The 23,648-nt window shown below is 52.2% G+C and carries 24 protein-coding genes; 16 read left to right on the forward strand and 8 right to left on the reverse strand.

Annotated elements, in window-relative coordinates; genetic code table 11:
* On the reverse strand, positions 1–87 hold an 87-nt coding region (locus P304_RS16705; RefSeq protein ID WP_031929798.1), incomplete at its 3' end, for a Rop family plasmid primer RNA-binding protein.
* Between the two features lie 31 nt (positions 88–118).
* Here P304_RS16705 and P304_RS17640 point away from each other — a divergent pair.
* The 10 genes from P304_RS17640 (at position 119) to P304_RS15145 (ending at position 9,440) form a co-directional block, all read left to right on the forward strand.
* Positions 119–487: a hypothetical protein gene (locus tag P304_RS17640; RefSeq protein ID WP_000538659.1), complete on the forward strand. Its 369-nt coding sequence runs from the start codon at positions 119–121 to the stop codon at positions 485–487.
* A 388-nt stretch (positions 488–875) separates the two neighbouring features.
* Positions 876–1,718 carry a tetratricopeptide repeat protein gene (locus tag P304_RS0110315; RefSeq protein WP_160165054.1) on the forward strand — a complete coding sequence of 281 codons (843 nt, stop codon included), beginning with the start codon at positions 876–878 and terminating at the stop codon, positions 1,716–1,718.
* Between the two features lie 52 nt (positions 1,719–1,770).
* A complete protein-coding gene (ndk, locus tag P304_RS0110320; protein WP_027390476.1) occupies positions 1,771–2,184 on the forward strand; it encodes a nucleoside-diphosphate kinase in 414 nt (137 codons plus the stop codon).
* Positions 2,185–2,188: 4 nt separating this feature from the next.
* Positions 2,189–2,833: a hypothetical protein gene (locus P304_RS0110325; protein ID WP_027390477.1), complete on the forward strand. Its 645-nt coding sequence runs from the start codon at positions 2,189–2,191 to the stop codon at positions 2,831–2,833.
* Positions 2,830–3,966 carry a methionine adenosyltransferase gene (metK, locus tag P304_RS0110330; RefSeq protein WP_027390478.1) on the forward strand — a complete coding sequence of 379 codons (1,137 nt, stop codon included), beginning with the start codon at positions 2,830–2,832 and terminating at the stop codon, positions 3,964–3,966. The genes P304_RS0110325 and metK overlap by 4 nt, the downstream gene beginning before the upstream one ends.
* 113 nt (positions 3,967–4,079) lie before the next feature.
* Positions 4,080–4,616 carry a MotE family protein gene (locus tag P304_RS0110335; protein WP_027390479.1) on the forward strand — a complete coding sequence of 179 codons (537 nt, stop codon included), beginning with the start codon at positions 4,080–4,082 and terminating at the stop codon, positions 4,614–4,616.
* Positions 4,617–4,687: 71 nt separating this feature from the next.
* Positions 4,688–6,706, forward strand: coding sequence for a SpoIIE family protein phosphatase (locus P304_RS0110340; protein WP_027390480.1), 2,019 nt, complete (start codon positions 4,688–4,690; stop codon positions 6,704–6,706).
* Positions 6,703–7,269 (forward strand): SiaB family protein kinase, encoded by a 567-nt coding sequence (locus P304_RS0110345; protein ID WP_027390481.1) that lies wholly within the window; start codon positions 6,703–6,705, stop codon positions 7,267–7,269. Before P304_RS0110340 ends, P304_RS0110345 begins: the two co-directional genes overlap by 4 nt.
* A 21-nt stretch (positions 7,270–7,290) precedes the next feature.
* Positions 7,291–7,683, forward strand: coding sequence for a DUF1987 domain-containing protein (locus tag P304_RS0110350; RefSeq protein ID WP_027390482.1), 393 nt, complete (start codon positions 7,291–7,293; stop codon positions 7,681–7,683).
* A complete protein-coding gene (locus tag P304_RS15145; RefSeq protein ID WP_051321601.1) occupies positions 7,680–9,440 on the forward strand; it encodes an ATP-binding protein in 1,761 nt (586 codons plus the stop codon). The genes P304_RS0110350 and P304_RS15145 overlap by 4 nt, the downstream gene beginning before the upstream one ends.
* A gap of 6 nt (positions 9,441–9,446) precedes the next feature.
* Here the strand turns inward: P304_RS15145 and P304_RS0110360 are convergent, their stop codons facing one another.
* Complete coding sequence (locus tag P304_RS0110360; protein WP_027390483.1) at positions 9,447–12,494, reverse strand: tetratricopeptide repeat protein; 3,048 nt, start codon at positions 12,492–12,494, stop codon at positions 9,447–9,449.
* Positions 12,495–12,556: 62 nt separating this feature from the next.
* Positions 12,557–13,885: a M16 family metallopeptidase gene (locus tag P304_RS0110365; protein WP_027390484.1), complete on the reverse strand. Its 1,329-nt coding sequence runs from the start codon at positions 13,883–13,885 to the stop codon at positions 12,557–12,559.
* A 338-nt stretch (positions 13,886–14,223) separates the two neighbouring features.
* Here P304_RS0110365 and P304_RS15150 point away from each other — a divergent pair, with 338 nt between their 5' ends.
* The 6 genes from P304_RS15150 to P304_RS15155 all read left to right on the forward strand — a co-directional run bounded on the left by P304_RS15150 (position 14,224) and on the right by P304_RS15155 (position 20,092).
* Positions 14,224–14,979, forward strand: coding sequence for a pseudouridine synthase (locus P304_RS15150; RefSeq protein WP_034765214.1), 756 nt, complete (start codon positions 14,224–14,226; stop codon positions 14,977–14,979).
* Entirely contained in the window at positions 14,976–15,878 is a 903-nt protein-coding gene (locus P304_RS0110375) for a dihydroorotate dehydrogenase (protein ID WP_236613345.1), read from the forward strand. The genes P304_RS15150 and P304_RS0110375 overlap by 4 nt, the downstream gene beginning before the upstream one ends.
* A complete protein-coding gene (locus P304_RS0110380) occupies positions 15,875–17,263 on the forward strand; it encodes a phosphohexomutase domain-containing protein (RefSeq protein ID WP_027390486.1) in 1,389 nt (462 codons plus the stop codon). The genes P304_RS0110375 and P304_RS0110380 overlap by 4 nt, the downstream gene beginning before the upstream one ends.
* Positions 17,264–17,269: 6 nt before the next feature.
* Positions 17,270–17,584 carry an FtsB family cell division protein gene (locus P304_RS0110385; RefSeq protein WP_027390487.1) on the forward strand — a complete coding sequence of 105 codons (315 nt, stop codon included), beginning with the start codon at positions 17,270–17,272 and terminating at the stop codon, positions 17,582–17,584.
* Positions 17,559–18,146: an orotate phosphoribosyltransferase gene (pyrE, locus tag P304_RS0110390; RefSeq protein ID WP_027390488.1), complete on the forward strand. Its 588-nt coding sequence runs from the start codon at positions 17,559–17,561 to the stop codon at positions 18,144–18,146. The genes P304_RS0110385 and pyrE overlap by 26 nt, the downstream gene beginning before the upstream one ends.
* A gap of 227 nt (positions 18,147–18,373) precedes the next feature.
* On the forward strand, positions 18,374–20,092 hold the full coding sequence (locus P304_RS15155; RefSeq protein WP_034765218.1) for a DEAD/DEAH box helicase: 1,719 nt from the start codon (positions 18,374–18,376) through the stop codon (positions 20,090–20,092).
* Positions 20,093–20,125: 33 nt separating this feature from the next.
* On the opposite strand, the gene P304_RS15160 is transcribed toward P304_RS15155, so the two are convergent.
* From P304_RS15160 to P304_RS0110420, 5 genes are read right to left on the reverse strand one after another with little or no spacing between them, the layout of a single operon-like run.
* Positions 20,126–20,590 (reverse strand): Fur family transcriptional regulator, encoded by a 465-nt coding sequence (locus P304_RS15160; protein ID WP_051321602.1) that lies wholly within the window; start codon positions 20,588–20,590, stop codon positions 20,126–20,128.
* Positions 20,587–21,411, reverse strand: a complete 825-nt coding sequence (locus P304_RS0110405; RefSeq protein ID WP_027390489.1) for a metal ABC transporter permease — start codon at positions 21,409–21,411, stop codon at positions 20,587–20,589. The genes P304_RS15160 and P304_RS0110405 overlap by 4 nt, the downstream gene beginning before the upstream one ends.
* Positions 21,401–22,213, reverse strand: a complete 813-nt coding sequence (locus P304_RS0110410) for a metal ABC transporter ATP-binding protein (RefSeq protein WP_201766954.1) — start codon at positions 22,211–22,213, stop codon at positions 21,401–21,403. The genes P304_RS0110405 and P304_RS0110410 overlap by 11 nt, the downstream gene beginning before the upstream one ends.
* Positions 22,210–23,103, reverse strand: a complete 894-nt coding sequence (locus tag P304_RS0110415; protein WP_034765221.1) for a metal ABC transporter solute-binding protein, Zn/Mn family — start codon at positions 23,101–23,103, stop codon at positions 22,210–22,212. Before P304_RS0110415 ends, P304_RS0110410 begins: the two co-directional genes overlap by 4 nt.
* Positions 23,104–23,149: 46 nt before the next feature.
* On the reverse strand, positions 23,150–23,392 hold the full coding sequence (locus tag P304_RS0110420) for a hypothetical protein (RefSeq protein ID WP_027390492.1): 243 nt from the start codon (positions 23,390–23,392) through the stop codon (positions 23,150–23,152).
* Between the last annotated feature and the right edge of the window lie 256 nt (positions 23,393–23,648).

Here is a 23,648-nt window from a genome sequence, read left to right on the forward strand (position 1 = left end):
CAGCTCGTTGAGTTTCTCCAGAAGCGTTAATGTCTGGCTTCTGATAAAGCGGGCCATGTTAAGGGCGGTTTTTTCCTGTTTGGTCACTGATGCCTCCGTGTAAGGGGGATTTCTGTTCATGGGGGTAATGATACCGATGAAACGAGAGAGGATGCTCACGATACGGGTTACTGATGATGAACATGCCCGGTTACTGGAACGTTGTGAGGGTAAACAACTGGCGGTATGGATGCGGCGGGACCAGAGAAAAATCACTCAGGGTCAATGCCAGCGCTTCGTTAATACAGATGTAGGTGTTCCACAGGGTAGCCAGCAGCATCCTGCGATGCAGATCCGGAACATAATGGTGCAGGGCGCTGACTTCCGCGTTTCCAGACTTTACGAAACACGGAAACCGAAGACCATTCATGTTGTTGCTCAGGTCGCAGACGTTTTGCAGCAGCAGTCGCTTCACGTTCGCTCGCGTATCGGTGATTCATTCTGCTAACCAGTAAGGCAACCCCGCCAGCCTAGCCGGGTCCTCAACGACAGGAGCACGATCATGCGCACCCGTGGCCAGGACCCAACGCTGCCCGAATGTTCTTTCCTGCGTTATCCCCTGATTCTGTGGATAACCGTATTACCGCCTTTGAGTGAGCTGATACCGCTCGCCGCAGCCGAACGACCGAGCGCAGCGAGTCAGTGAGCGAGGAAGCGGAAGAGCGCCCAATACGCAAACCGCCTCTCCCCGCGCGTTGGCCGATTCATTAATGCAGAGCTTGCATGCCTGCAGGTCGACTCTAGAGGATCGATCCCCCTGTGCTAGGATGGTCACCTAGATCAGGAAACAGCTATGACCCCAGTGTGCTGGAAAGGCCATCAAAATACACAAAACTTTGCAAATCGGGACGGATCGCGATGTGTTTGCCCGCTCACTGCTGGAACTGGCGCGTGATTACAAGGCGGCTGGTTTGTATGATCGTGCCAAAGAATCACTGCAGGAATACCTTGGGTTGATCGAGTCATTGGAAGCGCAAGTGCTCTTGCTGGAAATCCATATCCTGCTCACCGATTACGAGCCGGCGATTGAGTGCTACAAGCGAATTGCGAAGCTAAGCGGCGAATCGTTTCAGCTTGAAATTGCCTTGTTCTATTACTTGCTTTATCAGCGCACCAAAGAACGTAGCCACCTGAAAGCTGGATTGAAGCACCATCAGGAGAATTTTTTCATCAATCTGGAGTATGCGCGCGAGTTGGCGGAATCGCCTAAAAAAGGGGCTGCGTACCTTGATATTGCGCTGGCTTCGCCTCATCTGGTCGGCGAACTGATTTACCCGCTCTTGGAAGATGCCTACGGGGGGGAGCTTGGTTCCTCTTTTGTGAAGGATCGCTACCAGAAACGGTTGACGCTGTTTCCGCGTGAGAGCATCACGCTGGAACATTTTGCATTTTACCTGTATGAGATTGAAGAGCAACAGGAAGCCTTTACGCTTTTGTACGAAGCGCGCGGGGCAGGACAAACCAGTACCGCCGTTGCCACCACGCTGGCAAGGCTCTATTACCGTGATGGAGACTTTGACAAAGCGGCCTCTCTCTTGCTAGAGTGCGCCGATTCTGACAATGAATACTTTGAGTGCACCAGTTGCGGGCGGCGCTATCAAGAGCATTATCTGCTCTGTATGGAGTGTCATACGATTGGTTCGGTGTACGAGCGTTTCATTGTTCCCCGTCGAAAATGATTTTGTCTCCCTATTGCGGGAGTACAAGTTTTTGTAAATGTAAGGAGATTTCATGAGCAGAACGTTTGGAATGATTAAGCCTGATGCGGTTGAGCGCGGACTCACCGGCAAAATCCTCGCGCGTATTGAAGAAGCGGGATTCAAGATTGTCGGTTTGAAAAAAATGAAACTGTCACTCGAAGACGCGCAGAAGTTTTATGCGGTGCACAGCGCCCGCCCATTCTTCGGCGAACTGACCGAGTTTATGAGCCGGAGCGCTATCGTTGCCGTAGTACTGGAAGCAGACAATGCGTTCACTAAATGGCGCGACCTGATGGGCGCAACCAACCCTGCTCAAGCAGATGCGGGTACGATTCGCAAAGAATTCGCGCTGAGCATTGGCGAAAATTCGGTTCACGGTTCTGACTCTGAAGAAAATGCAGCGATAGAAATTGCATTTTTCTTCAACCAATTCGAACTGGTATAATCCGATGATATTTCCCCGTACGTTTGGGTTGGCGCTGTGCTGCACGTTGGCCATTGCATTCCCAGCGTGCGGGGCAATGATAGTTGCCGAAGGGGTTGTGCCAATGACATTTCAGGGGGACGCTTCTACGGAAGCGGTCGCCCGTAGTCGGCAGAAAGCATTTGCCACGTTGCTGATTCAAATGGCGGAAACGCCAGAACAGTTTCGCCGTTTCTGGAATGAACAGGTTCTGGCACGGCCTGATTCGCTTCCGATCCGAGGCTATCAGGTGGGAACGGTCGTAGCGGGTAAAGTGGCTTACCGTGCTACCATCCAGTGGGACATTGATCAAAACCGCCTGCGTTCTCAGCTCTTTCAGTCTACCGGAAATAGTACCGCTCAGCACCTTATGGTTATCATTCCAGCATCTGTCGCCGCACCTTCGTATTTCCTTACCTTACTCAGTGCAACCTCTCCGCAATCGTATCTGACGTTACAACAAGTTGATCGCGCCTCCGATGGAACGCTTCGGATGCTTTTTGATAGTCGCGTGGCTCCCGAGTCATTAGCGCAATCGCTCAATCAAACGCTGAACGGTGCCTTTCTCTCAGTGCAGGGAGCGTCGTTGGTACTTACGCAAAATCAGTCTCAGGAAGGAGTTCTCCCATGAGTTTTCGCCTCTTTACCTCGGAATCGGTGACCGAAGGGCATCCCGATAAAATATCCGATCAGATTTCTGATGCTGTCCTTGATGCTATTTTTGCCAAAGATCCTGAAGGGCGCGTGGCCTGCGAAACTATGGTTACGACCGGGCTCGCTATTGTGGCGGGAGAAATTACGACCACATGCTATGTTGATATTCCTGAGATCGTCCGCGAAACTATCCGTGAAATCGGCTATACGCGCGCTAAATATGGTTTTGACTATGAAACATGCGGTGTCATGAACACGATCAATAAGCAGTCGCCTGATATCGCGATGGGTGTTGACACCGGTGGCGCTGGCGACCAAGGGATGATGTTTGGCTTTGCGATTCGTGAAACCGAAGAGCTGATGCCGCTACCTATTACCTTAGCGCATAAGCTTACGAAACAACTTTCGGCGGTGCGCAAAAGTGGTCTGCTCAGCTACTTGCGCCCTGACGGCAAAGCCCAAGTTACCGTTGCGTATGAAAACGATACGCCGAAGTACATCGACACGGTTGTTGTCTCTTCGCAGCATTCCGAATCGGTAACGCAGGATATTATTCGCAATGACATCATCAAGCATGTGATTCGTCCAGTGATTCCGGAAGAACTTTGGGATGAAGCAAAGATTAAGTTTCATATCAACCCAACCGGAAAGTTCATTGTTGGTGGCCCAATGGGCGATTGCGGCTTAACTGGGCGCAAGATCATCGTCGATACCTACGGCGGCATGGGTCGTCACGGTGGCGGTGCTTTCAGTGGCAAAGATCCTTCAAAAGTCGACCGCTCAGCAGCCTATGCGGCACGGTGGGTGGCCAAGAACATTCTAGCAGCGGGCTATGCCGATAAGTGCGAAGTGCAACTGGCGTATGCTATTGGCGTTGCGCAGCCCGTATCCATTTACGTGGACACGTATGGGACGGGGAAGGCGCCTGACGAAAGAATCGCTCAAGCGGTTATGGAGGTCTTCGATCTCACCCCGCGTGGCATCATCACAGCGCTCGACCTGAAACGGCCAATCTATCGTCAAACGGCAGCGTATGGACACTTTGGCCGCTCCGAATTCAGTTGGGAACAGTGTAATCGCGCCAGCGATCTGCAAACGGCGCTTCGATAAGCGAAAGAACCAAAGAAATGTACCCTCGCGCTTTTGCTTTTTCTGCAGGCTTCGCCATATGGAGGGGCAAAAGCGTACCGAGGGAAAGTCACGTGATACGACTGGTGAAACAGATGACAAAACCATTTCATTTTCATTCTCTCTTTTTTATGCTCCTTCTGCTCTCTCCATTGATGGCGCAAGACGCGCCGCCGACGGCGTTTGGGAGTGGTTACCAGAGCGAGATCAACATCGACAAAGCGATGGAAGGGATTCGCATTCGTGAGCAGGAGTTGAATGAACGTGAAGCACGTTTGAGTGAACGCGAAGCGCAATTACAGGCCTTGCAGCAGCGGCTGAACGGGCAGATTAACACCCTTGATGGCGTTCGCGCGCGCATCGAAGAATTGCTGGGAACGGTTGAAGAGAAGCAACAGGAAAAACTGGCGCAGGTGGCGAAAATCTACGAAGCGATGAAGCCCAAAGATGCGGCCAGTGTGGTGGCGGAAATGTCACCAGAAGAGGTGGCGTCGATTTTTAGCGCCATGAACCCGCGTCGCGTGGGCGCTATTCTGGATGCTTTGGGCAAAGTCAACCCGGTTCACGCGGCCAAAATCAGCTTTGTGATGAAAAATATCCCCGGACTGGACGAAGTGAAAGACGCGCTGTAAAGCGTTCTCTTTTGCAAAACGGGGGCTCTTAGGAAACCGTTTCTTCCTCGTACCGGCTCGTGAGGAGTGCCATGAAATCAGCAACCCGAATCCGTCGTCAGAGCATTCTCGTAGTTTTCTTGCTGTTAGTATTGACCGGCGTGGTTTCAATCGCCCTTTTTGGCAATTTAACACACGATATTGCGACGAAGATGGGAACCGATCTGACACGTCGTCACGTGCTTTGGCATAAAGAACGGTTAAGTGGTGCGATTGGTCGGGAACTCGCCCTCACGCAAAAGTTGGCGGATTCGGCGTTTCTTCGTCGTTGGTCGGCGGACGAGCACGATCCGACCGTTAAGTCACATGCGCTGGAAGAATTAAACAGTTTTGCCCGCTTATTTGAGTGGGGGAGCTGGTTTGTCGCCTTTTCTGGCAGCAACAGCTACTACTTTAATAATGCACAGGGGGAACGCGACGCCCGGGAGTTTGTCGAAACGCTCAACCCTGACCATCCGAAAGATATCTGGTTTTTCACCTCACTCAAACTTCCCCAAACCTATAGTTTTAATGTCGATATCAACCCGACGCTGGGGATCACGAATCTCTGGATCAATACCGTGATTGCCGATGGCGAACAGCGAATCGGTCTGACTGGCACGGGGCTGGATCTTTCCGAGTTTATTCATGGGCTGGTGAATTCACAAGAAGATGACATTACCTCGTTTATCATCAATCGCGATGGGGCGATTGTTGCCCATAAAGATCGTTCGCTGATTAACATGAATCTCCACTCGCAAGCGCGGGATGAATGGACGACTATCTACTCTTTGCTGGAGCGCCCAGAAGACGAAAAAACCGTTGCGCGAGCGCTGCAACAAGTGGTGGACACTCCTGACGAGATTGCCAGCATCATCATTGCCTACAACAACGCTTCGCACGTGGCGGCCATCGGGTATTTGCCGGAACTCGATTGGATGACTGTTTCGCTGGTCAACCTCGGCACTGTCTCTGGTTTACGCCAGATTGCCCCCATCGGCATCACGTTGGGAGCTATTTTCATTGTTATGGTGCTGGCGCTGCTCTTTTTATTGGATCGTTACATCCTGCTCCCGATTGGCAACGTGGCGCGCGGTGCCGCCAGCATGTCGCAAGGCAACTATAGCGTACGCCTTGCCGAGCAGCGCGAGGATGAGATCGGCGAGCTGGTGCAAGCGTTTAACCGTCTGGCTGACACCGTGGAAGGTCATACAACTACGCTCGAAAAACGGGTAGAGGAACGGACCGCGGCGCTGCAAGAAGCGAATAGCCAGATCGTGCAAGGGATTGAGTACGCGCAAACGCTGCTCCACGCTTTGTTGCCTAACCAGCAAACACTACAAAAACACTTGCCGCAGAGTTTTTTACTCTGGGAACCACGCGATGGTGTTGGCGGCGACTTTATGTATCTGCGTCGCGATGGCGATCGGATGTTGTTGGGGCTGGCGGATTGCACGGGGCATGGCGTGGCGGGCGCTTTGATGGCGATGAGCGCCCATGCTATTCTGGATAGCCTTGTGGCGGAGCGAGGGGTAGGAGCGCCTGGAGCGCTGCTTGGCGAGTTCAATCGCCGCTTAAAGCGCGCCTTGCACACGGAACAGGCGGCAACACGGCTGGACAATGGGCTGGAAATGGTGCTTTGCCTTATCGACACGGCTGAAAAACAACTGAGTTTCGCCAGCGGAAATCTGGCGCTCTACATGGTGAAAGACAAATCCTGTACCGTGTTGGCCGGCACACGTCGCAGCTTGGGCTATCGGCGTAGTGCTGCCGCATGGGAGTTCCCTGATGTCACCTGTCCGTATGACCCTGAGGCAACATATTACCTCAGCAGCGATGGCTATCTGGATCAAATCGGTGGCGTAAAGCAAATAAGCTATGGCTCACGCCGTTTTGCCGCTACCCTGTCGCAACTGGCGCACCATCCTCTTTCGGAACAAAATACCCATTTACAAAAACACTTGCGGGAGTATCGGCGGGGAACGGCGCAACGTGATGATATCACTGTTGTCGGTTTCCGCCTTATTCCCTCTGCATATTCCCTGCACGAAGCAACAAAGGAGCCGGTATGATTTCTAAAAACGCCGATTTATTTGCGCTCCAGCAAACGCTGTCGCAACTCGACGTGATGCTCTGTTTTAATGGCTCGCTCACCCGCACGATCATCGAAGAACTTGGCTTAGCGATTCGCAAACATCTGGAAGAAGAGGCGGCGGAAAAGAGCGTCGTGTTCGATGTTTTTTCGATTTACATCGAACAGGTTCAGAATATCCGCCACTATGCCCAGCGCTTTGCCGAAACCGCTCCCGAAGAGTTCCCGCGGCTCAACAACGCGATTATTGTGATCAAACAAAATGGTGAGCGCTATACTGTTAGCTCTGGTAATCTGGTGATGCATGACGATGTTGCCGCGCTCGCCGCCCATATCGACCACATTAAAAGCCTTGACGAAAAAGAGCTGCGCCGTTTTTACAAGGAAACACTGAAAAAGCCACGCGATTTGATTGTCAATGGTAACGGCGGTGCCGGGTTGGGACTGATCAGTATGGCACGTTTGGTCAAAGAGCCTCTGTACTATTCCATGCAGCCGATCGACGATACGCATACATTTTTTACCCTTGCGGCCACACTCTAAACCGATTTGAGGATACGTTACATGGAACCGATACATCGAGAAGCCACAACATCAACACCCACTATCCATTTCGATCCTGTCCAGCACGTGCTGCAAATATCAGGTGAATCATATCCCGAAAATGCCATCGCCTATTACGCGCCGCTGATTGACGCTTTGAGCACGTATCTTGGCGAACCAGCGGCCAATTTAACGATCAAACTCAACGTACGCTACCTCAACACCAGCAGCGTCAAATCGTTGATGGATATTTTTGATATTGCCGACGAAGCACACCGCCGTGGGCAAACCGTGGAAGTCTACTGGTATCACGACATTGACGATGACCGCTCGTTGCAGATTGCCGAAGAGTTCAGCGAAGATTTGACGCTCCCGTTTCATACCGAAGCACTGAGCAACGGGAATACGGTATGAGTGGGCATCAAAGCCGCCTGCACGCAATCGCTGAGCGCCTTGCCGCAGAGCCGGAAAAGAACGATCCCCTCTTTGATGATCTCAGGTTCCTCTATCAACAGCACGAAAAGATATCGCGACAATTTCTGAAAGTCGCGCATATCAGCGACTTACTGCAAGAAAAGCTGGAACGCGAACGCTCCGAATTGCGCGAAGCCCGCGAAGCAGCCGAAAGCGCCAATACGGCAAAAAGTCGTTTTCTGGCCAATATGAGCCACGAAATTCGCTCGCCGATTGCCTGTATTATCGGGGCGCTGGAAATTCTTCTGCGGCAGGAAACCGATTCGTCACGCCAAGATTTGCTGAGCATGGCGTCTGAATCCGCCAATTCCCTCCTGAAAATTATCAACGATATTCTCGATCTTTCCAAAGTAGAAGCGGGAAAAATGACGCTCACACCAGAGACATTTGCCCCCGTAGAACTCTTGGAGCGTCTGGCAGCACTGCACCGTATGAGCGCGCAGGAGAAGCAGATCACCTTTACGCTAAACCTTGAGCCTTCACTTCCCGCCACGCTGTACGGGGCGCTGCTTCGACTCGAGCAGGTGCTACACAACCTCGTTGCGAATGCCATTAAATTCACGCCGCATGGCGGGAGAGTTTCCCTGAGTGCCAACGCCCAAACCGAAAAAGAGGCTACGATAGTGACCTTTACCGTCGAAGATAGCGGCATCGGCATTCCTGCCGAATCTTTGCCGGAAATATTCAACACCTTTGTGCAGGTCGAAAACAGCTATCTCGGCAAAAGCACCGGCACCGGCTTAGGGCTGCCGATTGCCAAAGCGCTAGCGGAACTGATGGGAGGATCAATACTGGTACGCAGCGAGATGGGACGCGGAACGTGCTTCCAGCTTGTTATCCCTTTTTATGAACCAGCGTTCGCCAATGAAAAAAACGGCGTATCACTTGCTAGCGCCGGGGAAGCGACCACCGCGATCCGACCATTGCACATTCTGATCGCCGAAGATATGCCGCTGAATTTTGAGTACATATCGTTTCTACTGCAGGAAGAGAAGCATAGCGTCATTCGTGCTGCCGATGGCGAAACCGCCTGTGCCTTATTTCGGGAAAATAACTTCGACCTTATTTTAATGGATATTCAAATGCCCATTCTCGACGGGTTGGAGGCTACTGCGGCCATTCGGAAGTATGAAAAAGAACAAGGGATGACGCCAATTCCCATTGTGGCGCTCACCGCGTACGCTATGGAAGAAGATATCTCGCGATTTTTAGCCGCTGGCATGACTGCTCATCTGGCCAAACCCGTTCGCAAGGTCGATCTGCTGCATACGTTGGGGGCGCTTTTTGGGCCAGATACGCCGCATCAAGCACCGCAACCCGCTTGCTCACGTCCAGCGGCAGGCGATTTTGCCTCACAGTCGGTCTTTAACTGGAAGTGGATCAGTGATAATTTTGAGGGAGACTACGAACTGTGGCACTCCATGCTGGAGCGATTTTTTCAGGAAACCTATCCCGCATTAGTGCAAGCACTTCAGCAAGCGATAGCAGACGGTAATCAAGAAGAAGTTGCGCTCCAGCTACACCGCCTCAAAGGGTTGGTAGGGCTGTTTCAGGCGCCACAAGCCTTTGAAAAAGTGCGTGCACTAGAGCAGAAAGCGCGGCGGGGGGAATCCATGACGCTGCGCGAGCTTGAAGCTATACAGCAGGAGCTTGCTTATACACGGGAAGTCGCCCGTCGTTGGCCGGAACTTATCTGATCAACGTTACCGCACGCTCAGCGTCAATTCGACATCATCCAGTTTTTTCGCATCGACCCCGTTGTTGAGTCCGCGCTGGAGATAGTAGACACTTTCTTGGTAGTTGCGATCCAGCAGCCCTAATAGCCCCATTAAGTAGTTTAGCTGTGGCATGTTGGGATACGGGTCAAGCCCTTTAAAGAGTTCTTCTTTTGCCATAAAAACACGGTCATACATCAGGTGTATTTTGGCAAGATTGTAGTAGGTCATAGGGTTGGTTGGGTTGATGCGGGCAGCAAATTCAAATATTTCCCGCGCGAACTCGTACCGTTTGAATTGTTGGTTAGCGTAGGCGTAGTTCATGAGCACGGCAAAATTCTCTTGCTCTTGTTCTAGCGCTTGTTCATACGCCGCTTGCATGGCATCGTATCGCTCAAGGTTTGCTAGGTTATTGCCAAGGTTATTGAGTGATACGATGGTGTAGCCGTCGCGTCCCCCTTCGCGGAAATAGCGATTGGCCATTTCTGGTTTTTTCATTTGTTCGTACGCAATGCCGAGTTTGGCGCGACTGATGACGTTGCGATTTTGTTGATAGCTTTGCTGGTAGAATTTCAAGGCTTCTTGCGGGTTTCCGGCGAGTAGTGCTCGGTCACCCTGTAGCATCTGATAGCGTGGGCTGACGGCAAGCTCTTTGGGGAATGGGGCGGCATTGCCCCAGAAAATTTCGTCAAAAAGCGCCCCTTCAATAATGTGTGGGTGTTGCGTGCGTAATTCCTGAAAGAGAGAACGCGCTTTGATGCGATTTTCTTCGCCACCCATACTGTGAGCCAGCGCAGCAAGCAACGCGAGGCGTGGGTCTTGGATTTTTACGTCAAAGGTTGCGAGGTCTTCTGCTGTTCCTGCTTGCTGTTGGTAGACAGAAACAATTCGGTCGTAGAGGTTTGCCATGCCAAGTAAAATCGCGTCGCGATTGCCGCGCCGTTCGTCCAGTACGGCGAGGTTAATGTCGACTTCAAAGAGCAGTGGTGCGGCTGAACGGAGTTCACCGTAGAGTTGACGCGCTTCCTTATCGTTACCAAGTTTTTGGTGCGTCAAGGCGATGTTGTAGCGGATAATGGGATCGTTTCTTTCGTGTTCACGTGCTTGTTCAAACAGTGGCAGGGAGCCAACAAGGTCGCCGGTCATGTGCATTTCTACGGCACGGTTGTTGAGTGTTGCGGCGTCGGAATAACGGGCGGCACGCTGCATCTGGCGGTGAGCAATGCGGTAGAGGGAGCTTTCGTAACTGGCAAGGGCGCTCTGTTCTAGGCTGCGCGAACGAACGGTTTCCATGAGCAAGGGTCGCGCGTACTCCAGATAGCGTTCTGCAGGAGAGTTAAATGGCGAAAAAATATAGGTTAAACGGTATTCGTAGCGGTCGGAAAGATGGAAGCGCGGGAGGATTTCGAGTTGGCCTGTACCGATCCCTTTTGTCAGTGCATCGCGCAGGTGTGCGGTTGCTGCTTCGGCGTTTTGTTGGCTAAATCCAATCAAGGCGCGTGCAAAGAGGGCTTTGCCGGGAATCTCCCCGTCGGCGTTTGCTGCGAGGGCAAAGTGGTGGTCGGCGGAATCTTTCTGATTGGCGGCTAAGGCAAGTTTGCCAAGGTAATAGTGTGCGGCAGGAGTGTTTTGTGGTTGGAGTACTTCGCGCGCTTTGGCAGCATCGCCGCGTACGCGGTGCAACTCTCCTTGGAGTGCGTTTGCGAGTGGATTGGTAGGGTATCGCTGGGCAAATTGGCGGATGTAGCGGTCAGCGTTTTGCGGTCTATTTTGCAGTAAGTTCAGCAGTGATGCGCTACGCAATCCGCTCAGTTCATCGCCATCGCGCCGGACAAGTGCTTCGGCACGTTGAATAGCGTCTACTGTGTCGCCACGAATAGCGGCAACGTAGCTGCTGAGTTCTTCTCCACGGGGATACCATGGTTCTTTTCTGGCGATCAGATTCAGGGTGTCATGTAGGTCGTCAAAGCGCAGCAGTGTAAAGTGGTATTCAGAAAGTTTTTTTAGTGGGTAGTTTGTTTCGGAGAGGTTAGCCGCTGAAACATAAGAGTTAATGGCATCGTCTACCTGCCCGAGATCGCGGAACGTGTCGCCCATGTTGATAAAAACATTGGGTGTTTTCTGCATCATCGAAGCTTCGCGGAACGTTGAAAGGGCGTCGTACAGCCGCCCTTTTTTGCGCAGCGCCATGCCGAGATTGTTTTTTACGGCGTGATTTGCGGGGTCGATGCGGAGCACTTCCTGATAGCCGTTGATGGCTCCATCAACATCGCCGGTCGCGAGCATCAGCGAACTGCGGTTGATGAGCGCTTCGATATTGGCGGGATCAAGCGCCAGCGCGCGATCGTAATGCTCGCTGGCTTTACGGTAGTTTTGTAGCTGAAGGTAGGCATTTGCCGCGTTGTTATGATAGGTCGAATCGCGTGGCGAAAGGCGGATAGCGTCGAGAAAATATTGCAATGATTCGGTATGGCGGCCAAGGCTTTTCATGGTCATCCCCATACCAATATAAGCGTCAGGGAATTCTGGCCGTGCGTTCATTGCTTGGCGGTAGCTTTCAATGGCTTCGTCTTGTTGCCCGAGGCGGTTATACACAACGCCAAGGTTGTAGTACGCGAGAGCGGCATTTTTACTGATGGCTAGCTCGTATTCCAGCATGGCGCGGGAGTATTCGCCACGGTTCAAAAAGTCGTCGCCGCGGTCGAAGTGAATGTCGCGCACTTCAACTTCCTGTTTCCGTTTCGTAGCCAAACCGGCGAGCACGGTGGAAGGATCGGCGACAGGCTTGACGATCTCCGGCTCTTTTTCTGGGAGGAGTGCGATTACCAGCAGGACAATGCCAATGAGCAGAATTCCCGCCGCGCTCCCGCCGTAAATCATCATCCCTTGGCGGGAACGAGGATCAGGTAGGCGCAGGGCGAGATTGATCAGGAAGGGGATGTTCTTGAGGTAAGGGATTTTTTGCAGCCACCGATAGAGCAGCGGTGCTTGCTCTAAGTCGCTATCAAGAAAATCGAGAGTATCCTGTTCTGCCATTCCGTTCTCCAAGCAGTAAGTCAGTAATGTGTCCGCAGAGTACGCAGATGCGAATGTTCCCTTTATGGTTTTTTCGGAACCAGCTCAACTCCTGCACCTGCCGGACGGAGCACATAGGTTTTCAGTACGCGCGCAATTTCTGGTGCCGTCACTGTGGCAAGGTTTTCCACATACGTTTGGTCGTATTCCAGTCCGGTCACCGTAAAAGCGATACCAAGTCGTGTGGCTATCGCGTCTACTTTCTGCTGTTGGAAGATTTTGGCGTTGGTAATCCGCTGCTTGGCTCGCGCGATATGATCGTCAAGGTTTCCGGCAAGTAAATCCGCTGAAAGCTTTTCTAAGGAATGATTTAGGTTTGACATGACGTCATGGTACGTTTGTTCTGGTTGGTAGCGGGCTGCCATGTAGAAAGCACCGTGAGAGAGGTTGGTGCTGAAGCTTGCCCAGGCACTTAAAAGTGTTCCGGGTTCAACAAATTCACGGTACCACAGGCTCTGCTTTCCGGCAGAAAGGAGTTCTGAAAGGAGATCGAGTGCGTACGTATCGCGGTGTGCTCCAATTGGCCCGCGACTTGCCCAAACCAAAGATTTTACCTGAACTTTTTCGTCTGAGAGTTGCTGATACTGTTCGCGAGCAAGCGAGGGGAGTGCAGGGTAATGACGCGGAGCCGATGGCTGGAAGCCGCGCACCGTATGAGGCGCCAGCACAAGTTCGATTTGCTCTAACAGACGTTCTCTGTCAAATCCACCTACCGCGACAATGGCAAGATTGGCAGGGGAGTAATAGCGACGGTGGTACTCAGCAATCAGCTCACGGGTGCTGTTTGTGATAGCCGCTTCATGCGCTATGACGTTGCGTTGATAGGGATGATTTTCAAAAAGCATGGCTGCAAGTGTTTCGTAGACCTGACGGTACGGGTTATCCAGCCCACGGCGGATTTCTTCAATCACCACTTCCTTCTCCAACACCATTTCGTCGGTGTCAAAAATCGGATTTAGGACGATATCTCCTAAAATATCCAGTGCTAACGGAGCGAATTGGTTGGCGCTGCTAATGTAGTAGTAGGTAAAATCTTTGCTGGTAGCGGCGTTCACGCGACCGCCAAATCCTTCGATAGTGCGGTCGATTGTACCAAGCGGATAGTTGAGCGAACCTTTAAATAACAGGTGTTCAAGGAAATGCGACAGGCCGTGAAAGCGTTCCCCTTCGTTGATTGAGCCCGTTTTGACCCACAGTTGCACCGAAGTAACCTGTTTTTCCGGCATTGGTTCCAATATAAGTGTTGCGCCGGATGGATGGCGAATGACCTCGGCGGCGACGGCGCTGAAGGGAAAAAAAGCAAATAACGCAGCAATGAAAAATGGCAGAAGGCGGTATCGAAAATAAACCATGATTTTACTCCCTTGATGTCATTGGTTTTTCACAGACGTATCGTGATTTTTGGCTGATTTCGTGAGTAATAATTTGCCTATCCTATCACAGGACGTTGGCAAGAGCACGCGTCACTCATGCGATCCAATATGCTTTTGCTTGAGACGTGGTGATGAGTGGCAGGGCTGGGCTTGCTCTCTCGTTGATGTGCTGGAGCGCATCAAACCACAGTACTTTACACCACTCTCGCGCATTCTGCCAGTTTGGAGGATATTTTTCCGCAAGAGCCGATAGCCAGTCGAAAAAAACCGTGTTAGAATCCCCGCTTGCATAATCGCCCACACAAAGACAGGATTTTATGGAAAAATTACGTTTACAGAAATTTCTCGCCCAAGCGGGCGTTGCCTCACGTCGCAAAGCCGAAGAGTTGATTACCAGTGGCCGCGTGATGGTGAATGGGAAGATAGTCACCGAACTGGGTGCTAAGGCCGATCCAGACACGGATCGCGTGCAAGTTGATGGCAAGGAAATCCACGTTTTCCGCTCGTTAGTCTATATTATCATGCACAAACCGCGCGGCTATATTACTTCGACCGCTGATGATAAAGAACGCCCAGTGGTGACCGATTTGCTCCATGGTGTAAAGGAACCGGTGGTTCCTGCGGGGCGTCTTGACTGGGATACTTCCGGCCTGTTGATTCTTACGAACGATGGCGATTTACAGTACGCGCTGACCCACCCAGCATTTCACGTCACCAAGGCCTATATGGTGCGCGTTGATGCCCCCTTGACTCGTGAAGATATGGAGCGGCTTGAAAAAGGGGTTATGATTGATGGTCGCAAGACGCTGCCGGCAAAAGTGAAAAAAATCCGCACGCCGGTTTCGGAAGAGCTCTGGTACGAAATAACGATTACCGAGGGGCGTAATCGCCAGATTCGCAAGATGTTTGAAACCATTGGTCGTGATGTGAAAAAGCTCAAACGGGTACGGATGGGCGAGATTCTCCTTGGTGGGATAGAGCCTGGTCATTATCGTTCTGCGGAACAGTGGGAAATTGATTACTTTGTGAAAATTAAGAAAAAAGCTCTCAGTATACGGGGGAACAAGCGGTGAGATATTCTCTAACTATTCGCGATGAGGTGTTTGCCAACCGCGTCATGGTGGCGAGTGGTACCTTCGGGTATGGATTGGAATTCAATGACTATTTTCCGGTCAATCGACTTGGTGGCATCTGCGTGAAAGGGTTGAGTCTCAAAGGGAGCCTTGGCAATAAAATGCCGCGCATTACGGAAACGTACGGTGGCATGCTGAATGCGATTGGCTTGCAAAATGTTGGCGTCGCGACGTTTATCCAGGAAAAACTGCCACGGCTACAAGATCTTGGCGCGGCGGTCATTGCGAATTTTTATGGGAACACGCTCGAAGAGTACGCTGAGTGTGCCCGTGCGCTGAGTGTTGATGGCGTGAAAGCATTAGAAATGAATATTTCATGCCCGAACGTAAAAGAGGGCGGCATCGCGTTTGGCTCATCGGTTGAAGCGACCCGCAAAGTGGTTGAGGCGGTACGTGCCGTGACGGAAAAACCACTGATCGTTAAGCTCAGTCCAAATGTTGCCGATATTCGCCCTTTTGCCGAAGCGGCTACGTTGGGCGGTGCCGATAGCCTGAGTCTGATCAATACGCTCATAGGCATGGCGATAGATGTTAAAACCCGTTTGCCGAAAATTGCGAATATTACTGGTGGCTTGAGTGGCCCCGCCATCAAACCCGTCGGCGTGCGAATGGTTTTTCAGGCGTCACAAGTGACCGATTTGCCACTGATCGGCATTGGCGGCATCATGAATCGTGACGACGCTTTGGAATACATGCTGGCGGGTGCCGCAGCGGTGCAGGTCGGGACGGCCAACTTTGTCGACCCCTGTGCGGCCTTGACGATTCTGGAAGAGTTGGAAGCGTACTTTGATGACAACCGGATTGACCTGAACGAGTTTGTCGGAGGGGTGAAGGTATGAAAATCGCATTTGGAACCAGTGGTTGGCGGGGGCATTTAGCATACGACTTTACGTTTCAGGGTGTGGCCTGTGTGGCCAAGGCCATTGCCGATGTGCTACACGAAAACGGTCAGGCGGAACAAGGGGTGGTTGTTGGGCGCGATCCACGCTTTTTGACGGAAAAATTCGCTCGCGATACGGCACGGATTTTGGCCGCTGAAGGGGTTCGGGTTTTTCTCGTGGAACGGGATATTCCGACACCTATGATTGCCTGGACAATCATGGATAAAAAGCTGGCTGGTGGCCTAAACTTTACTGCCAGCCACAACCCCAGCGACTGGTGTGGTGTCAAATACAGCATGGAGTCTGGTGGTCCAGCATTGCCGCATATTACGAAAAAAATCGAAGCGCTTGCCAATAAACTCTTGGCTGATAATTGGCAGCCGCAGTTTGCTAATACCTACGAGATAATCGATCCGCGCGAATCGTATTACCGCCAAATCGAGTCGATCATCAATTTCGATTTACTCCGTCAGGGGCGGTTTGCCCTCAACCCAATCTTTGGTGCGGCGCGGGGTATTCTTGACGAGCTTTTGCAACGCAATAACGTCCCCTACGATATAATCAATGATACGCGCGATCCGTACTTTGGTGGATTTCCGCCAGAGCCCGCCGAAGAGTATATTGCCGATTTTATCCGCTTTATCGATCCGGCGCAGCATACCCTTGGCTTAATGTGCGATGGCGATGCCGACCGTTTTGGTGTTTTGACGCCCCAGGGGGAGTGTTTGAATCCCAACGACGTTGCTACCGTGCTCGCATGGTACCTGATTGGCGTGAAAAACATGAATGGCGGCACCGGTCGTTCTGTGGCGACCACCCATATGCTCGACCGCGTTGCGCGCCATTTCGGTCGTGAGCACTATGAAACTCCCGTGGGATTCAAATGGCTTGGCGAGCTGATTTGCGAAGATAAAATTGCGTTGGCTGCTGAAGAAAGCGCAGGTATGTCGATCTATCGCCACGTGCCAGAAAAAGATGGCATTATCGCGGTGCTGCTCCTCGCGGAAGCGGTATGTCACTATCAAAAAGGGTTCTTTGAAATCCTGCAAGACGTGCGCGAATCTGTCGGTCAACTCATTTGCAAGCGGGTCAATATCGCCCTTGAGGGGGTTGATATGGAGAAGCTCAAGGCAAACCTTGCCAAAGATGTTACCAACGTCGGTGAATTTGCCGTGCAGGAAGTGGTGCGCACCGATGGCGTGAAGTTCCTGTTTGGCGATGATCGCTGGATTCTTGTGCGTCTTTCAGGGACGGAACCGGTAGCGCGCGTCTATGCCGAAGGGGCGGATGAGTCAGTCGTGTCCGATTTGCTGGCGGCAGGCAAACGCTTTTTGCTCAGTTAAGTTGCTATGACGCGCCAGAGTTTTTTTCCGCTGATTGCCTTTTTATTTGCACTGGGGTTTTTCCTGACTTTCGCATTCAATGATATGGGTTACCTCAAGTATCGCGAACTTCAAGAAACTCGCGCTGAGCTTGAAGGGCATTTGGCGCGATTGCAATATGAAGCGGATGCGGTAGAGCAGCGGATAGACCGGCTGCAAAACGACCGTGATTACCTTATTCAACTTGCTCGTCGGATACTGGGTATGGCTCTGCCCGGCGAGCGGATTATAAAACTTACTGAAGGTGAGAAGAACCATGCTGACGAAAGAGCAAATCATTGATGTTTTTTTAGAAACAGGAGCGATGCTGAAAGGGCATTTCCTGCTTTCCAGCGGCAAGCACTCTGACACGTATCTCCAGTGCGCCCGTGTTATGCAGTACCCGAAAAAAGGGGAACTTCTCTGTAGTCAGTTGGCTTCATTGATCGACGTGAAGGTGGATGTGGTTCTCGCTCCGGCGCTGGGCGGTATTCGTGCGGGACACGAAGTGGCGCGCGCTCTTGGTGCTCGTTCGCTGTACTGTGAACGGCTGCACGGCAGCTTTACACTCCGCCGTGGCTTTGAAATCCGCCCTGGCGAGCGGGTGCTCGTTATCGAAGACGTTATTACGACGGGTGACAGCATTATTGAGGCTATCTCATTGGCCAAGTCCATGGGCGCGGACGTGCTAATGGGTGGTAGTCTGGTTGACCGCAGCAACGGTACTGCACAACTAGGCGTTCCGTATCGCAGTCTCTTGACGATCGATGTTCCGGCGTATGACCCCGACAACTGCCCGATTTGCGACGAAGCCAAACTTGACCTTGTCAAACCTGGCAGCCGCGATATTATCAAGCGCGTCTAAGGGTTCTGCGGGAAAAATTTTCGTTTAAAATGTCGAAAGGCAGGGTGAAATAGTCATCCTGCCTTTTTGCCAATAGAGAGCAAAAGATAAATATTTTAGCGCGGGTGAGTTATTTCCTTTTATTTCCCGATAATATTAGGTATCTTACCCCGTTTTACTAAACCAGCAGTAACGACTTTCATAGGTTCAGAGAACCTTTTTGGAAAATTATATATCAAGGTAGTTTCATGACTCAATTGGCTCCAGATTTTGATTCCCTCGGCCTTAGTTCAGAATTAGTGCAAGCGCTTGTTGGTATGGGTTTCACCACACCATCGCCGATCCAGTTAGAAGGGATCCCCGTACTGTTGAAAGGGGGCAACCTGCTTGGCGTGGCGCAGACCGGTACCGGCAAAACCGCCGCCTTCTCACTCCCTCTTTTGCAGCGACTTGATCCCGTTCAAACCGAACCACAAATCATCGTTCTGACCCCAACCCGTGAACTTGCCATTCAGGTTGGCGAAGCGATCGAACAATACGCAAAATATCTGCGTCGCGTCCGCGTCGCGTGCGTGTACGGTGGACAGGATATCCGCCGACAGCTCATTGCGCTGCGTAACGGTGTGCAGGTGGTCGTTGGTACGCCGGGACGTATTATCGATCACATTGAACGCGGCTCGCTGAAACTTGAGAAAATTCGCGCGGTCGTGCTCGATGAAGCCGATGAAATGCTCCGTATGGGGTTCATCGAAGATGTTGAAACCATTCTGGCGCGTACGCCAGACACAGCGCAACGGGCGCTCTTTTCTGCGACGATGCCACCTGCCATCCGCCGCGTAGCCAAGGTTTACCTTGGCGATGCCGAAGAGGTGCGCATTGCTTCGAAAACCACCACGGTAGAGCAGATCGAACAATTCTTTATTCAAGTACCGCAAAATCATAAAGTAGAAGCGCTGGCGCGGCTGCTTGAAACGGAGCCGATTGATGGCGTGCTCGTTTTTGCGAAAACGAAAATAACGACCGTTGCCATTACTGATCAGTTGATTGCCAGAGGATTTTCGGTTGCCTCGTTGAACGGTGATTTGAGTCAACAGGTGCGCGAAAAAACCATTGGCGACCTCAAAGCGGGGAAAATCAATATCGTGATCGCGACCGATGTTGCGGCGCGCGGTTTGGATGTTGATCGTATCAGCCACGTCATTAACTTTGACGTTCCGACCGACACCGAGATTTACGTCCACCGTATTGGCCGTACTGGCCGCGCCGGACGCGAAGGAAAAGCTATTCTGTTGATTACGCCAGCCGAACGGAGAATGTTGCGCATTATTGAGCAGGCTACACGCCAGCCCATCACGCCGATGGCTCCTCCAACCGGCGAACAAATGAAGCAGCATCGCGTTGCGCGCTTGCAGCAGGAAATTATGGCCGTGATTGATCGGGGCGTATTGCAGGAAGCCAGAGAAGTGGCACTGGCACTCGCCGCGCAGCATGATATTGGCTTGGATGAAATTGCCGCAGCGCTGATTCAAAAACTCCCGCAAGGGCAGAACGTACTCGAAAAACTCTACGACGTTCCGCAAGGGGTCAGCCGTGAGCGCAGCGACGCGCCACGTGGCGAACGGCCACGCCGCATTCCTGTGCCCACCGCAATGGATCGCTACCGTTTGGAAGTTGGACGTCAGCATAATATCTCGCAAAAAGATATCGTCGGTGCGTTGGCCAACGAAGGTCGGATCGACTCCAAGCATATTGGACGGATTGAACTCTTTGACACCCACTCGACGATTGAACTTCCCAAAGGGATGCCACACGAAATGTTGCGCCACTTGCAAACCGTGCGCATTCGTCAACATCCGGGAAAATTTAGCTTAGTTGGAACCGCGCAGCCGCGTGGAGCGGAACGCCGTGGCAACAATAAGCCACAAGCGCCTAAAACCCGTTCCAAAGACGGCTACCGCGGCAAGTAATATTCTGGTCATTTGGGATGGGGTGAGTTTTGCTCACTCCGCCCCAAATGGCGGTTTTTCACTTTTCTTTTCGCACTCGCGACACACCCCTTCAAACATTCCTTGCCACGACGTTACTGTTCCATACGCTTGCACCATGCGACTCTGACTCTCCTGTTTGAGCGGATCGCTCGGAAGGCAGTGCATACTTTGACAATGTTGACAATAAAAGTGGGCGTGGTGGTTTTGCCATCCCAGGCGGCTCAGGCAGTAGCGATCACTGCGATCTGGGGCGATGATTTTTTCCGCCAACTGTCTTTTCACCAGCAGCTCTAACACGCGATACACCGTTACGCGATTGATCTCACCCAAATCCAGACATCGTGCCAAAAGCTCTTGCGAGGTAAGGGGGTGAAAATCGCTCATCAACGTGGCGACGACCTGCGCGCGACTATCCGTTACGCGCACCCCGGCAGCATGCAAAAATTCACGGGCGCGGGTAAGTTGCGCAGAGTTCACGTGAGCCTCTGCTTGCTTTTCCATTGCGACAGGACAAGGATTGAAACGCCGTAAACAGTGACGGCTACGGCAATAATCGTTGCCCCTGCCGTGAGGTTCAGTTGATACGAGAGTGCCAATCCTGCCACGACAAACACCATATTCCACACTACCGACCAACAGATCATCGAAGCCAGCGAGCGCGAAAAGCGCTCCACCATCATTGGCGCAATACTGAACAGTGCAATCACCAAAATTAGCCCGACAATACGGATGACAACAACAACGGCAATCGCGAGCAGGGCGAGCAGGGCGAAGTAGAGCATTTCGACCGGCACACCGCGCACCCGCGCAAATTCATCGTCATACGAAAGTGCCAACAGTTCGCGGTAGCGCAAGAGCACTCCGGCCACAACAATCGCGCTCAGCCCAGCCATCAGCCACAACTCTTCCGTCGGCACCATCAGGATGCTGCCAAAAAGATAACTCAGCAAATCGCCACGGTAGCCGGGGGTCAGATCCATCAAAATGACGCCTAATGCCATCCCAGACGCCCACAGTACGCCGATAGCCGAATCGGTACGGTGACGTTGGTGGCGAGTAATCAGCGCAATAATGATCGCGATTCCAAGGGCAAAAGCGAGCGTTGTTGGGAGCACGGCCAAGCCGAAGAACAACGCAATGCCGATACCGCCGTACGCCGCGTGTGCAATACCCCCAGCGATAAACACAATACGGTTGACCACAACCAAGCTGCCGAGCACCCCGCAGACCAGTGCGGCCAGCAAACCAGCAATCAAGGCATTTTGCAGAAATGCAAAGTGGAACAGGTCATGGAACACGGCACACCTCCGATTCGGCACATTGCGGGCAGTGGTGCGGATCGCGCTGACGCAACAGCGCGCCGCCATGAGCGATAAGCTCAATCGGGCACGCTGGTTCGCCGGGAGTATCGTAGAGCATATGCAGCATTTTCGGAGTCAGTTCTGGCGTCTGGTGGTGGTGCAGCGTGCGGTTGACGCACGCCACCGAGCGGACACCATGCGGGATGGAGTTGACATCATGGCTCACCATCACGATGGTCATCGACTGATTGAGTTTTTCGAGCAGGCGGTAGAGCTCGGCACTGGCGGCCATATCAACGCTGGCCGTTGGTTCGTCGAGCAGGAGCAAGCGCGGTTCTGTCATCAGCGCCCGTGCAATCAATACCCGTTGCCGTTGCCCGCCGGAAAGCGACCCAATGCGGCGTGCGGCAAAGTTTTCCATTCCAACAAGCGCCAGCATCTCAAAACCTTGCGCCCGAATTTGCGGCGTAATTTTGCCCGACCCTTTGCCCAGCTCGCCCATCAAAACCACGTCAAGCACCGAAATCGGAAACTGCAGATGGTGTGCGGTGTGCTGCGGTAAATAGCCGATCATGCGCCGTGCCTGACGGGGAGCATGTCCAAAAATACGAATTTCGCCACTATCGGGCGTGAGTAGGCCAATCAGAAGTTTCAACAATGTCGACTTGCCACCCCCGTTTGGGCCAAGCACGGCAACAAAGTCACCCTCATCAATTGACCAGCAGATATTGGTCAGGACTGGATCTTCCTGATGGAAAGCAAAGTCAATGTTTTCAAAGCTCAGCGCCGGAGTTTTCAACGAGCGATACCATCCTGTAAAGAATTTGCCACGTGCTGGAGGTTATTCAGCCAGTCTGCCGCCAAGGGATTTGCCAACACTATACGGGCTCCCAGCTCCTTGGCAACTGTTTGTGCTGAGCGTTGCGAAAATTGTGGCTGTACGAAAATCATGCTAACGTTTTTTTCACGGGCATGGGCGATGACCTGTGCCAGTTGCGCTGGCTTTGGCTCTTTCCCTTCGATTTCGATTGCCAGTTGCGTAAGCCCGAAGTCGCGCGCGAAATAGCCCCACGATGGATGAAATACCAAGAAATCACGACCTTGATACGGGGCGAATGCGGTTTGTAAGTCGGCATTAAGTGCTTCAATGCGAGCGCGGAGCGCTGCACTGCGCTCGCGATAGAAGGCTTCCCCAGCAGGGTCGGCTTGGGTCAAGGCGGTCATAATGGTTTCAGTTATCGTCAGCGCGTTGGCAGGCGAAAGCCAGATGTGCGGGTCAAAATCGTCATGATCGTGTGAGTGTTTATGGGAATGTGTGTGCGACGCGACCTCAAGCGGCTCTTGCATGGGAATGCGCTCAATTCCCGCCGCACCGTCAATAATTACCAGTTGCGGTGCTGCCTTTTGAATCCGCTCCAGCCAGATCTCTTCAAACTCAATACCAATAGTGACCAGCAGATTCATCTTTGCCAGTTCGCGCATCTGCTGCGGACGGGGCTCGTAGGTGTGTGGATCGCTTCCTTCGCCAACCAACGACAGCACCTGCACTCGCTCGCCGCCGATCTCCTTGGTAAAGAACTCCAGCGGCGCAATACTGACGGCGACCCCAAGGGGTTGCGCGGCCAGCGTTCCGGCTGCGATGAGCAGAACAAGAAAGGTCTGAATGACAAAACGGCTGAGAAAAATCATGGTAATTCTCCTGAATATGCAGAATGGGACACGACGTAATCGTGCCTTACTCTTGTGGCATGAGGAAGAGGTGTTGGTCAAGCAAAATGCAACTGAGTTGCGATTGAAGCATATTGTTCGAAATGGCAAGTAAGGCAGTGATGCGCTTTTCAGCCGTGAAATTATCGACAAAGATGGCGACTCCTACTGTATTCCCAACAGAACCTTGGATCTGTGGCTTGAACGGGCGGCACGTTAGCAGGCGGTATAACTCAACAAAAAAGATACCAATCAGGGATTGCCCAAACATTCGGGTGAATTTCGCTTATGAGAGTATGGTGCAATGCCTTGCCTTTATAGTGAAAAACGTCAGTGCAAATGCAAAATTTCAAGGAAATTTTGCATTTGCACTGAAAATAATCAATGGATGTTGTCGTTAGCGATTCCTTGCTGGAGAGAGGGATTTCACCTCTTGATCTCTTGCCAGCTTATCCCGCCTGCCCCTGTTTCACAACGAAAAATGCAAAAAATGTTTCATTTGCTATCGGCTGCCAAATTAGTGGCTA

The sequence above is a fragment of the Chrysiogenes arsenatis DSM 11915 genome (assembly GCF_000469585.1).
GTDB lineage: Bacteria > Chrysiogenota > Chrysiogenetes > Chrysiogenales > Chrysiogenaceae > Chrysiogenes > Chrysiogenes arsenatis.

What these genes read in the sequence shown, in the direction of transcription:
- P304_RS17640 (WP_000538659.1), top strand. Translation starts at nt 119, where the DNA reads ATGGGGGTAATGATACCGATGAAACGAGAGAGGATGCTCACGATACGG.
- ndk (WP_027390476.1), top strand. Translation starts at nt 1,771, where the DNA reads ATGAGCAGAACGTTTGGAATGATTAAGCCTGATGCGGTTGAGCGCGGA.
- P304_RS0110325 (WP_027390477.1), top strand. Translation starts at nt 2,189, where the DNA reads ATGATATTTCCCCGTACGTTTGGGTTGGCGCTGTGCTGCACGTTGGCC.
- metK (WP_027390478.1), top strand. Translation starts at nt 2,830, where the DNA reads ATGAGTTTTCGCCTCTTTACCTCGGAATCGGTGACCGAAGGGCATCCC.
- P304_RS0110335 (WP_027390479.1), top strand. Translation starts at nt 4,080, where the DNA reads ATGACAAAACCATTTCATTTTCATTCTCTCTTTTTTATGCTCCTTCTG.
- P304_RS0110340 (WP_027390480.1), top strand. Translation starts at nt 4,688, where the DNA reads ATGAAATCAGCAACCCGAATCCGTCGTCAGAGCATTCTCGTAGTTTTC.
- P304_RS0110345 (WP_027390481.1), top strand. Translation starts at nt 6,703, where the DNA reads ATGATTTCTAAAAACGCCGATTTATTTGCGCTCCAGCAAACGCTGTCG.
- P304_RS0110350 (WP_027390482.1), top strand. Translation starts at nt 7,291, where the DNA reads ATGGAACCGATACATCGAGAAGCCACAACATCAACACCCACTATCCAT.
- P304_RS15145 (WP_051321601.1), top strand. Translation starts at nt 7,680, where the DNA reads ATGAGTGGGCATCAAAGCCGCCTGCACGCAATCGCTGAGCGCCTTGCC.
- P304_RS0110360 (WP_027390483.1), bottom strand. Translation starts at nt 12,494, where the DNA reads ATGGCAGAACAGGATACTCTCGATTTTCTTGATAGCGACTTAGAGCAA.
- P304_RS0110365 (WP_027390484.1), bottom strand. Translation starts at nt 13,885, where the DNA reads ATGGTTTATTTTCGATACCGCCTTCTGCCATTTTTCATTGCTGCGTTA.
- P304_RS15150 (WP_034765214.1), top strand. Translation starts at nt 14,224, where the DNA reads ATGGAAAAATTACGTTTACAGAAATTTCTCGCCCAAGCGGGCGTTGCC.
- P304_RS0110380 (WP_027390486.1), top strand. Translation starts at nt 15,875, where the DNA reads ATGAAAATCGCATTTGGAACCAGTGGTTGGCGGGGGCATTTAGCATAC.
- P304_RS0110385 (WP_027390487.1), top strand. Translation starts at nt 17,270, where the DNA reads ATGACGCGCCAGAGTTTTTTTCCGCTGATTGCCTTTTTATTTGCACTG.
- pyrE (WP_027390488.1), top strand. Translation starts at nt 17,559, where the DNA reads ATGCTGACGAAAGAGCAAATCATTGATGTTTTTTTAGAAACAGGAGCG.
- P304_RS15155 (WP_034765218.1), top strand. Translation starts at nt 18,374, where the DNA reads ATGACTCAATTGGCTCCAGATTTTGATTCCCTCGGCCTTAGTTCAGAA.
- P304_RS0110415 (WP_034765221.1), bottom strand. Translation starts at nt 23,103, where the DNA reads ATGATTTTTCTCAGCCGTTTTGTCATTCAGACCTTTCTTGTTCTGCTC.
- P304_RS0110420 (WP_027390492.1), bottom strand. Translation starts at nt 23,392, where the DNA reads ATGTTTGGGCAATCCCTGATTGGTATCTTTTTTGTTGAGTTATACCGC.